This is a genomic window from Methylobacterium pseudosasicola (genome assembly GCF_900114535.1).
Lineage (GTDB): Bacteria > Pseudomonadota > Alphaproteobacteria > Rhizobiales > Beijerinckiaceae > Methylobacterium > Methylobacterium pseudosasicola.
Genome location: NZ_FOTK01000084.1, coordinates 1 through 9,721, shown reverse-complemented (window position 1 = coordinate 9,721; position 9,721 = coordinate 1). Strand labels below are relative to the sequence as shown.

Here is a 9,721-nt window from a genome sequence, read left to right as displayed (position 1 = left end):
CTAGATGTTTGATCCCAGGGTTTGATGGTGCACTCTTCACGTCGGAGTGGAGGGACGCACTATGGGCCAGGTTCTTCACGGCAGCGCCACGACGACTGAGGCAATCCGTCGAGCGATCCAGCATAGTCAAGCGAGCCTGAGGGCGCTCTCGAAGCGCTACGGGATCAATCAGAAGACGGTCGCCAAGTGGAGGAGTCGGGCCTCGGTCGCCGACCAACGCACGGGTCCCAAAAATCCGCGGTCGACGGTGCTGTCACCTGAGGACGAAGCGGTCGTGGTCGCCTTTCGCCGTCATACGCTCCTGCCGCTCGATGACTGCCTCTACGCGCTCCAGGCGACAATCCCGCACCTGACCCGCTCGTCGCTTCATCGCTGTCTACAGCGCCACAGCATCAGTCGACTGCCTGAGGTCGATGGAGACAAGCCTAAGCGGTCGCGCTTCAAGGCCTACCCACTCGGTTACTTCCACATTGATCTGGCTGAGGTCCACACGGCCGAAGATCGGCTTTATCTACTCGTCGCCATCGATCGCACGACCAAGTTCGCTTTCGTGGAGCTGCATGAAAAAGCCACCCGGCGTGTTGCCGGTGATTTCCTTCGGCATTTGATCGAGGCCGTGCCCTACAAGGTGCACACAGTGCTCACCGACAACGGCACCCACTTCACCACGCCCGGCAACGTCGCCTCGGCCGCCTCCATCATCAAGGAGGCGATCGCAGCCGGCGAGACCTTCCGAGCCCACAGCTTCGAGTCCGCCTGCGCCCGCAACGATATCGACCATCGGCTGACCAAGCCGCGTCACCCCTGGACCAACGGTCAGGTCGAGCGGATGAACCGCACGATTAAAGACGCCACGGTCAAGCGCTACCACTACGACAGCCATGCACAGCTCCGCGCTCACTTGGCCGACTTCGTCAGCGCCTACAACTTCGCGCGCCGTCTGAAGACCCTGCGTGGCCTCACGCCCTACGAGGCCATCTGCAAGGCATGGTCCGCCGAGCCAAGCCGCTTCAGGTCAAACCCGCTCCACCAAATGCCGGGACCAAACATCTAGCGATGCACGCAGGGTCAGCCTTCTGGCAGCGCTTGCGGCCGCGCTATCGAGCGGGGTCGCGGGCGGGATGTCCGATCCAAGTGGCAGATGGTCGTCGCAAAGTTTCTTTGCTGCCGTGGTCCCGCAGCGCGCCGGCTCGCGTCGGTCGAGTGCCGCAAACCAGGGCCGGTCAACGACGCGGATGATTCAGCGTGCCGTGCAGACCGTGAAACTGAGGCTCGGTCGCCCGCACGCTGGAGGCGATGACGGTGATCGCGAATCGGGGCGAGCCGATGGTGGCGACCCCGCGGATCGATCCGGCCCTGCGCGAGGTTCGCACCTGCTACGGCAACCTGGCCGACTCGCAACGGGATCGCCGTCGCGCGGGTCTTGTGGCGCTCGATCAGCCCGGGCGAGGAGGCCGGCGCGTTGACCGCCTCCGGCGGCCCGTGGCTCAGCGCGACGATGGCCGGTGCAACCTTCGTGTTGCCTCTGCGCAGACACTGAGATGGAGGATGCCCGTGCACGTTTGCGGCTACCTACTCCGAGGCAGCCATGCCGCTCTCGACCGACTCCAGCCGGGTCGAAGGCCGCGGTTGAACGGCTAAGTTGGGTGGGAAGCAGTGATTCGCTTACCCTTGGAAGCAGAGGTTCGGCCCCGAGCACAATCATGCTACCAGTGACGTGATTTGCTAAGCGGAAGCGTTCGTTACGAGTTGGAACGCGAGCGATGCGGCGCGCGACCTATCCACTGATCTATATCACTACGGTGAGCGGCGATTGAAGCAGTCAAGACGCGCGGGATGATCGCTATCATGCTATCGATTGCCGAGCCTCCGTGGCCAGCACCGCCTGCATGAAACGCTTGCGGGTGTCCGGATCGACACGTGAAAAGTAGGTCTGCACAAGCGAGAGCAGCGTTAGGGCTTCCTGGTCAAATATTGGTGATCCGTAGAAATCGGACACCGGCACGCCGAGGGCGTCGGCGATCAGTCGGAGGTTGCGAGCCAGTGCTGGATCGCCCCCCGTAATGGCTTGGGCCCTGCTATCGTCGCCCATGCACGCCTCCTCCCTTCCCGCGCGTCTCCGCGGTCCGGGGACGGGCAATCGAAGCCGGTACTATCGCAACGTTTTAACGCGGTATACAACCACAGAATGAATTCTTTTTCATTTGGGTGAGCGGAAGCCAGATGTTTCAATCGTCAAGGTCCGAGTGCATAGAGGAGGGGCAACGCGATGGATCGGCGGTTCGACAGTTCAGCGGCCACGTCCGGGCGCTTTAGCGTGCCGCACGAGCGTCTGCACGCCGCCCTTGAAGCCTCCTGCGTCGTCGGGACCTGGGACTTGGACCACGCCCGCCAAGTCATTGTCTACGACGCCGGTGCGGCACAGCTGCTGACCGGCGATCCAGATCTCGCCGAGAAGGAGATCAGCGGGCTGATCGCCATCGCAGCTGTGCACCCCGCCGATCATGATTGGTTGATCGGGCATGTTGGACAAGTGACCCGGGCGGGCGGCCTGTTCTTGGTCGAGTACCGTGTCATAGCCGAGGACGGGACTGTAAGATGGCTCCTCAGTCGCGGGCGTACTTATCTGTCCGAGGCCGGGCACCCTTTGCGCTCGTGTGGGATCTTGATCGACATCACCGAGATGCATCACGAGGGCGAGCGCTACGTCCTCAGTGGCTCCCGTCTGAGTGACGACCCGCTCGAGCGCGCGACCGATCTCGCCCTGGCTCTCAAGCAGACGCTCGGCCCCGACGCGCCTGCTGGGGTTCGGGCGGCGGCGGACCTGCTGTTGATCAACCTGGGGCAGACGCTCGCCCGGGTCGGACGCCACTGAGCGACTGCCAACAGCAGACCCAACCAGGGGCAGAGACGGATGCACGTTGTGTGAAACGCAATCGGTCCGGAATCACGCTGCCTCTACCGCTTCGCTTCTCTGCTGGCCTCAATCAGCGAGCGGATGCGCGCAGCCATCGCATCCACCGGGAACGGCGCGATCAGGTCACTGCGCCTGCCGCTCTGGCCGCGTCCAGCTGCCGCCGATCCGTGATCGGACCGGGCGGGGGGGGGCGTTCGTCAACTCGCGATCCTGATATCCACCGCGGTCCTGGCGAGTGCACTCAGGTGGAGCATGGGGCCCTGACGGTCGATCAATCGCTTGAGGGCAATGGGCTCATACCGCCCAAGCAGCCAGGCTCCGACGGCGCCCAAACAGTCCCGCACCGTTGTCGTCACTCCGTCTCACTCGCCTTCGGCTCGGTCAGCGCCCGGATGAAACCGAGGCACCGTCTGCGAGCCGGGACATCTCTAACCTGGCGGAACAGTTCGAGCAGCTCGCTCTCCTGATCCGCCTCGGATGGATGATCCCCGCACAAGACGGACGGGTCCAGGAACGTCTCGATCGGTACGCTCAGGGCGCTGGCGATCTGCGCCAACGCGTGGCGCTTCAGCTCATCATCCTCGGGATCGCTCATACCGAGTCACCGACGATCGGGTTGCCGCTGATTTTAGAAATTGCAGTCGACCAGCGACTATGTGTCGTTGCGCACAACATATGTTTAAATCAGACTCCATCATTTGTTGTATTAGAAAACAGGATAGATTTATTGCGGGTTAGAGGCGTGATACATGATTTCGACCCCGGATGCTCCAATCGACAGCGGCGCGATCATGCGCTGGCGGCAGCTGGCGTCGTTGGAACCTGGGAATGGGATCACCGGAGACAGACCGCTCGTTACTGCGTGAGCGCAGCTGAGTTGCTCGCAGGTGATGCCAGCCTCGCCGAGCGCGAGCTGAGCATGACCGAGGCTCTGGCCGGCGTGCATACCGACGATGTCGCATGGCTGCGCTCGCAGATACTGCAGGCGGGGTCGGCACCGGACGTCCGGATCCGCGAGCATCGGGTCAACTCGAACGCACACGGGGTGCGCCGCGTCCTGTGCCGGGGGCGAACCTACTACGACGGGGCCGGGCAACGGACATTCACACTCGGCATCGTCATCGACATCACGGACGTCGAGGCGGACGGTCGCCGCCGGTTCACGCGCGGCGCCAACGGCCCGCTGGACGATGCTGCCGAGCATGGTGTGGCTGCCTACGAGGCGATCGAAGCGACGGGATTGCGGCATCTTCTCGAACCCGCCCGGGCGTTGCTGATGGCAATCGGACGGGAGATCGCCCGCGGGTTGTCAAAAGGACGACGGCGACATTGAGGGATACGGGCGGGATCGCGCATCCCACAAATCGGCACTTACTAGACGCGCACCGAAAGTAAAATATTAACGCAGCGCGATAGGCTTGACGACAACTAAGTTAGGCAATCTCTCGGCAAATTCTATAACATATGTGGATGTTTCGACGAGGAATTATGTGTCTCACGGCCGGCAGTTCGAGTCATACTGTCATGGCCGCGATACGCCGCCTGAGCCAGCGCGAAATGAACGCTCCCGTGCGCGTCGCCCGTCGTGTTCGCGCCCCTGATTTACAAGCTCAGTTTAGCCGGTAGCCTCACCGAGGCCGATCATAAGGCCTTGCGCCGTGTCAGCGTGCGCAGTCGGCAGGTCTCCGCTCGCCGGGATCTCAACTGCGAGGGCGACAGGCCCGAGAACGTCCACCTGGTCCTGTCGGGGTTCGCCTGCCGCTACCGGGTCTTGGCACGCGGTCGGCGTTACATCACGGCGCTCATGGTTCCAGGAGACTCCTGCGACCTGCACGTGGCGATCCTGGGCGAGATGGATCACTCATCGCCACGATGACGCCGTGCACGATGGTGGAGATCTCACGGGCCACCATCCGCGATCTGACCGAGAACCATCCCCGGATCGCGCATGCCTTGTGGTGGGCCACGCTCGTCGACGAGGCCGTGCTGCGCGAGTGGCTCATCGGCCTAGGTGGGCGGGCAGCACCGGAGCGCACGTCGCATCTGTCGTGTGAGTTGCTGCTCCGCCTCGGTGTGGTCGGTTTGGCGGAGGGGGCTTCTTACGCCATGCCATTCACGCAGAGCGATTCTGCCGACATCCTGAGTTCGACGTCGGTTCATATGAACCGCGTGCTGAAACACCTACGGGATGAGCGACTAATCGTGCTGGAAAACCGCCGCATCCGGATCCCGGATGTGGCACGGCTGCAGACCTATTGTAGGTTCACCCCTGGTTACCCGCACCGCACGCCGAGTTCAGACTAAAACCAAAAACTTCAACATATGCTGCAAAACGCCACCTCGTAGCGGATCATAGTATTACCCCTGCGGCGGTCACCTTTTCGATCTGCGACGATCGGGATGCCTCGCTGCCACAGATCTGTGCTCGGCGAGAATGCTTATGCCAGTGTGCTTTATAGACTCCGAAGACGGAGACCGTTACGTCGAAGACAGTGAAGGATCGGATCTAGCCGACGCGAACTCTGCGCGTCTGGCGCGATGGACGCGCTCTCCGACATGGCGCGCGACAAGATCCCCGATGGCGACCGACGGACATTCTGGGTGAAGGTCCGCGATCAGAGCGGAGCCGTCATGTACTCGGCGACGCTCGATCTTATAGGAAGCTGGCATCCACCTCGGGCCGGATCACGACCGGGCAGGGGCTAGTGGAGGCAATCGCCATCTAGCTTCATCGCCTCCAAGCTTACAAAGCAGCGTTACAGGTGGATCCCCGCCGAAGGCTGGCTGCCGTTTTGACGATCGATAGGATGCTGTCACGCGTCGCTTCGTCCGGGATGCTCGTGAACGCCATCACGAGTTCCATCACCTTCGGATCGTCGAAGAACGTCGGAGCGGGAGCTGCACCATCGACCGACCCTGACTGCCCGGAGAAGAAGGTTTCGACCGGTACGTGCAGTAGGTCGGCGATGGCTTGAAGCCGACCGGCACCGATACGGTTACGGCCTTTCTCGTACTTCTGCACCTGCTGGAAGCTCACCCCGATCGCCTGGCCGAGGACAGTCTGGCTCAAGCCCTGCGCAGCGCGGAGCGTGGCGATGCGACTACCGATGGTACGGTCGGCGTCGGTCACTAGCTTTGGCTTGTTGGTGGCAGTCATTCCGAGGCGACCTTCTAGAACCACGGCCACGGTTGGCCAGTGCGTCGGTCACGCAGAAACCACATAACGCGTAATTGATTTGTGCACGATCAAACAACCGAGGATTGCGCGTCCCGCATAGCTCGGCCGTTCCCCTCCGTGAACGGCGCCCGAGCGTACAGCGATCACGTAATTTGCCTCCGAGTTTCTGTAGAGGAATGCTCCAGATGAATTGAGATGGTGATAGGCAGCGCGCGGAGCCCTACACAAACCTCCGCGGCGTCATTCGCCTTGTCGAGCAGTGCCTCATGATCTTCGTCACGAACGCCGACGGGCGGGCGACTTTCGTCAGTCGGGAATGGATTGAGTGCACCGGCCAATCCCTTGAGGACGCCGTTGGGTTCGGATGGACCAAGGTCGTGCACCCCGACGATCGTGAGACTGCTCGAATGATCGTCGCCAACGCGATCCAAACGCAGAGTCCGTTCAGCCTTCGCTACCGGCTGTTGAGCCGCGAGGGGCAATACATGTGGGTTGCTGCGGGGGCGATACCCTCGTTCGGCCCACCGGACCAAACCTTCCTCGGCTTCCTCGGCTCGATCACGCGCATCCCCGAGGACGAAGTCATGGATCTGCCGGCAGACGGTTCGGTCGGCCAGTTCGTCCTGGCGCGCGGCCGCCCTACGCCAGGATCTCCTCTAGAGTTGACCGCAGACCTGCTGCTTATGGTCCACTCCCTCGTTGCCACGGCTGGTGTGGCACGCCTACGCCCCATCATAGAGGAAGCGCTACACGTGGTCGGTGTCGAACTCGCGCAGGCTGAACAAAGCGGCCATGATCCAACGCAACTCCACTGAATGACCGGTCGCACCCATCAGCCAAACGCCCAGCAATACGTCGTGGACCCGACTGGCTATCAGGACGGCCATCTCATCACGGCTCACCCGGCCTCGCGCACATCAAAGTGATTGGGATTGGGATTGCCCCGTTTCTGTGGACGGTTCAGGGGGCTTGGCTGAGCAGGGTCTCGGGCAACGGGTCCGAGCGGGTTTCATTCTCGTAGACGACGGGCGAGCGGTAGCCGAGCGCCGAGTGCCGGCGCAGCGGATTGTAGAAGCCCTCGATATAGCTGAAGCAAGCCATCCGAGCCTCGGCCTGCGAGCGGAAGCAGCGGCGGGCGAGCAACTCACATTCGAGGGTCGAGAAGAAGCTTTCGGCCATGGCGTTGTCGTAGGCATCGCCGACCGAGCCCATCGAGGGTCGTACGCCAGCCTCCCGGCATCGATTGCCGAAGGCCAGCGACGTGTATTGCGAGCCCTGATCGGAGTGGTGGATGACATCGCGGGGCCTGCGCTGGGTGACGGCCATCTCCAGAGCGTCCAGGACGAGTTTCGAGCGTAGGTGAGTCGCCATGGCCCACCCGACGATCCGGCGGCTGAAGGCGTCGAGCACCACCGCGAGATAGAGGAAGCCGGCGGCCGTGGGCACGTAGGTGATGTCGGCCACCCAGAGCCGGTTCGGGGCGGTGGCCGCGAAGTTGCGATCGACGAGGTCGGGGGCCGGTCGCGCCTCTCGATCTCGCCGCGTCGTGACAGGCCCGCCGCGCCGATGGCTGGTTCCGACGAGACCGGCTTCGCGCATCAACCGGGCGATGCGTTTGCGAGAATGCCGTTCACCCTGGTCGCGTAGATCGGCGTGGACGCGCGGTGCACCATAGGTCTCGTGCGAGCCGAGATGGACGGTGCGGATCCTCTTCAGCAAGGCCGTGTCTGCCAACCGTCGCGCCGATGGCTGCCGGTCGACCCAGGCATAGTACCCGGCCTTCGATACGCCGAGCGCGCGCGCCATGGCGGCGATGGGGAAATCGGCCTGGTTGGCGCTCATGAACCGGAAGACCCCGAGGGGAGAACCCCGGTCTCCCGAGCGAACCAGGCCGTCGCGCGAGAGAGGATATCGCGCTCCAGCTTGAGTTGTCGGTTCTCACGCCGAAGCCGGACGAGTTCGTCGCGCTCGGCAGCCGTCAGGCCCGGATCGGCAGGCGGCGGCTTCGCCTCACGTCGGCCTTCGCTGCGATCGGCCTCGGCAACCCAGTTGCGGATGGCCTGCGCGGAGGGCTCGAACTCGCGAGCCAGATCGTTCGGATCACGCCCGGCGCGGACCAACTCGACCATCTGTCTGCGGAACTCGATGGGGTAAGGGGGACGACTCTTCGGCATTGGACAAACACCTCACGCGAAAGCGCTCTCGGTGTCCACCAAACAGGGGCAATCCCATCCTGATCCTCCCCCGGCTCTACGGACACCTCTGATACGCTCCTTGCGGGCTGGGAAGGTGTTTGATGGCGAAGACGAGACGGGAGTTCACGCCCGAGTTTAAACGCGAGGCGGTGGCCCTGCTGGAAAGCAGCGGGCGACCACAGATGCAGATCGCGGCCGAACTTGGGATCCAACCCTCCATGCTGAGGCAGTGGCGCACGGCGCTGATGGGAGGCTCTTCACCACCACGGGCAGCAGCATCACCAGGAGCCGCGGCTGCGAGCCCGGTGGCTTCCCCCTCCGACCAAGGCGCTGAGATCGTTCGTCTGCGGCGTGAACTCGATCGGACGCGCATGGAGCGCGACGTCCTAAAAAAGCGATCGGCATCTTTGCGGAGATGCCCAAGTAACGTTCGCTTTCATCGAGCAGCATGCGAGCACCTGGCCGGTGCGTCTCATGTGCCGCGTGCTCGAAGTCTCTCACAGCGGCTACTACGACTGGCGATCTCGTCCCGAGAGTGCCCGGTCGGCGTCCAACCGTCGCCTTCTCGACGACATCCGGCGTATTCATGCCGGGCATCACAGGCGCTACGGCTCGCCTCGGGTGCATGCCACCCTTTGTGCGGAGGGACGAACGGCCAGTCGAGGGCGGGTGGAGCGCCTGATGCGCCGTCATGGCATCCGAGCCCTGGCAGGGCGCCGATTCCGGCCCTGCACGACCGACAGCCGCCACGATCTGCCGATCGCCTCCAACCTCCTGAAGCAGCAGTTCTCCGCCGCGCTGCCCAACACGGTCTGGCTCGCCGACCTCACGTACCCGCCCACCGGCGAGGGCTGGCTCTACCTGGCCGCCGTGCTCGATCTCGCCACGCGCAAGATCGTCGGCTGGTCCATGCGTGATCACATGCGGACCGAGTTGACGTCGGCCGCCCTGATGATGGCCACCCAACGGCAGCGACCGGCCGCTGGGCTCATCTGTCATTCTGATCGCGGCAGCCAGTACGCCGCCGAGGCCTATCGAAAGCAACTCGTCGGCATGAAGGCGATCCCCTCCATGAGCCGGACCGGCTGGGGCTCATGACCTGACCGGCTGGCTTTGGACCGGGCTGATTGAGAGGATCAGCCAGGACCAGAGGAGTTGGGGATGAAGCGAGGACAGAGGCCAAGTGCGGAGCAGGTCGTGCTGATGTTGCGCCAGATCGAGGTGCAGACGGCCCAGGGAAAGAGCATCGCCGTTGCATGCAAGGAAGCGAATGTCTCCGAGCAGAGTTACTACCGCTGGCGTAAGGAGTACGGCGGCCTGAAGGTCGATCAAGCTAAGAAGATGAAGGATCTGGAGCGCGAGAACGCTCGATTGCGGCGGCTGGTAGCCGACTTGTCCTTGGAGAAACAAGTTCTAGCGGACGTCGCCTCG

Annotated in this window: 11 protein-coding genes and 1 pseudogene; 8 read left to right on the top strand and 4 right to left on the bottom strand. The window is 63.1% G+C overall.

The features are described 5' to 3' along the window. Positions 1-61: 61 nt before the first annotated feature. Complete coding sequence (locus tag BM228_RS32305; RefSeq protein WP_092037876.1) at positions 62-1,054, top strand: IS481 family transposase; 993 nt, start codon at positions 62-64, stop codon at positions 1,052-1,054. 792 nt (positions 1,055-1,846) lie between these two features. Here BM228_RS32305 and BM228_RS32300 read toward each other — a convergent pair. Then, positions 1,847-2,092: a hypothetical protein gene (locus tag BM228_RS32300; protein ID WP_092047307.1), complete on the bottom strand. Its 246-nt coding sequence runs from the start codon at positions 2,090-2,092 to the stop codon at positions 1,847-1,849. Between the two features lie 177 nt (positions 2,093-2,269). Here BM228_RS32300 and BM228_RS32295 point away from each other — a divergent pair, with 177 nt between their 5' ends. Then, entirely contained in the window at positions 2,270-2,875 is a 606-nt protein-coding gene (locus BM228_RS32295) for a PAS domain-containing protein (RefSeq protein ID WP_092047305.1), read from the top strand. 394 nt (positions 2,876-3,269) lie between these two features. Here the strand turns inward: BM228_RS32295 and BM228_RS32290 are convergent, their stop codons facing one another. Then, entirely contained in the window at positions 3,270-3,512 is a 243-nt protein-coding gene (locus BM228_RS32290; RefSeq protein WP_092047303.1) for a hypothetical protein, read from the bottom strand. Between the two features lie 267 nt (positions 3,513-3,779). Here BM228_RS32290 and BM228_RS32285 point away from each other — a divergent pair, with 267 nt between their 5' ends. The 3 genes from BM228_RS32285 (at position 3,780) to BM228_RS36205 (ending at position 5,623) form a co-directional block, all read left to right on the top strand. Continuing rightward, a complete protein-coding gene (locus BM228_RS32285; RefSeq protein WP_139234325.1) occupies positions 3,780-4,250 on the top strand; it encodes a hypothetical protein in 471 nt (156 codons plus the stop codon). Positions 4,251-4,804: 554 nt separating this feature from the next. After that, positions 4,805-5,221 carry a Crp/Fnr family transcriptional regulator gene (locus BM228_RS32275; protein ID WP_167367896.1) on the top strand — a complete coding sequence of 139 codons (417 nt, stop codon included), beginning with the start codon at positions 4,805-4,807 and terminating at the stop codon, positions 5,219-5,221. Between the two features lie 234 nt (positions 5,222-5,455). Further along, positions 5,456-5,623 (top strand): DUF6894 family protein, encoded by a 168-nt coding sequence (locus BM228_RS36205; RefSeq protein ID WP_425285032.1) that lies wholly within the window; start codon positions 5,456-5,458, stop codon positions 5,621-5,623. A gap of 37 nt (positions 5,624-5,660) precedes the next feature. Here the strand turns inward: BM228_RS36205 and BM228_RS32270 are convergent, their stop codons facing one another. Continuing rightward, the gene (locus BM228_RS32270) at positions 5,661-6,074 is read right to left on the bottom strand and encodes a helix-turn-helix domain-containing protein (RefSeq protein WP_092047295.1); all 414 of its coding nucleotides are present in this window, start codon (positions 6,072-6,074) and stop codon (positions 5,661-5,663) included. Between the two features lie 263 nt (positions 6,075-6,337). On the opposite strand from BM228_RS32270, the gene BM228_RS32265 reads away from it, so the two are divergent. Next, entirely contained in the window at positions 6,338-6,910 is a 573-nt protein-coding gene (locus BM228_RS32265; protein ID WP_280142373.1) for a PAS domain-containing protein, read from the top strand. 145 nt (positions 6,911-7,055) lie between these two features. On the opposite strand, the gene BM228_RS32260 is transcribed toward BM228_RS32265, so the two are convergent. After that, positions 7,056-8,269 (bottom strand): IS3 family transposase gene (locus BM228_RS32260; RefSeq protein ID WP_092047292.1). Its coding sequence is split into 2 segments (ribosomal slippage): positions 7,056-7,990 and positions 7,990-8,269, totalling 1,215 coding nucleotides; the frame shifts between segments, so codons are not numbered across the junction. A gap of 122 nt (positions 8,270-8,391) precedes the next feature. On the opposite strand from BM228_RS32260, the pseudogene BM228_RS32255 reads away from it, so the two are divergent. After that, a pseudogene (locus tag BM228_RS32255) lies at positions 8,392-9,376 on the top strand (IS3 family transposase); the annotation flags it as partial. Between the two features lie 75 nt (positions 9,377-9,451). Continuing rightward, positions 9,452-9,721, top strand: a 270-nt coding sequence (locus BM228_RS32250) for a transposase (RefSeq protein WP_139234294.1), incomplete at its 3' end; no start/stop codon positions are given.

Excerpts from the sequence above, each read along its gene's own strand:
- BM228_RS32305 (WP_092037876.1), top strand. The coding sequence starts at position 62 with ATGGGCCAGGTTCTTCACGGCAGCGCCACGACGACTGAGGCAATCCGT.
- BM228_RS32300 (WP_092047307.1), bottom strand. The coding sequence starts at position 2,092 with ATGGGCGACGATAGCAGGGCCCAAGCCATTACGGGGGGCGATCCAGCA.
- BM228_RS32295 (WP_092047305.1), top strand. The coding sequence starts at position 2,270 with ATGGATCGGCGGTTCGACAGTTCAGCGGCCACGTCCGGGCGCTTTAGC.
- BM228_RS32290 (WP_092047303.1), bottom strand. The coding sequence starts at position 3,512 with ATGAGCGATCCCGAGGATGATGAGCTGAAGCGCCACGCGTTGGCGCAG.
- BM228_RS32275 (WP_167367896.1), top strand. The coding sequence starts at position 4,805 with ATGGTGGAGATCTCACGGGCCACCATCCGCGATCTGACCGAGAACCAT.
- BM228_RS36205 (WP_425285032.1), top strand. The coding sequence starts at position 5,456 with ATGGACGCGCTCTCCGACATGGCGCGCGACAAGATCCCCGATGGCGAC.
- BM228_RS32270 (WP_092047295.1), bottom strand. The coding sequence starts at position 6,074 with ATGACTGCCACCAACAAGCCAAAGCTAGTGACCGACGCCGACCGTACC.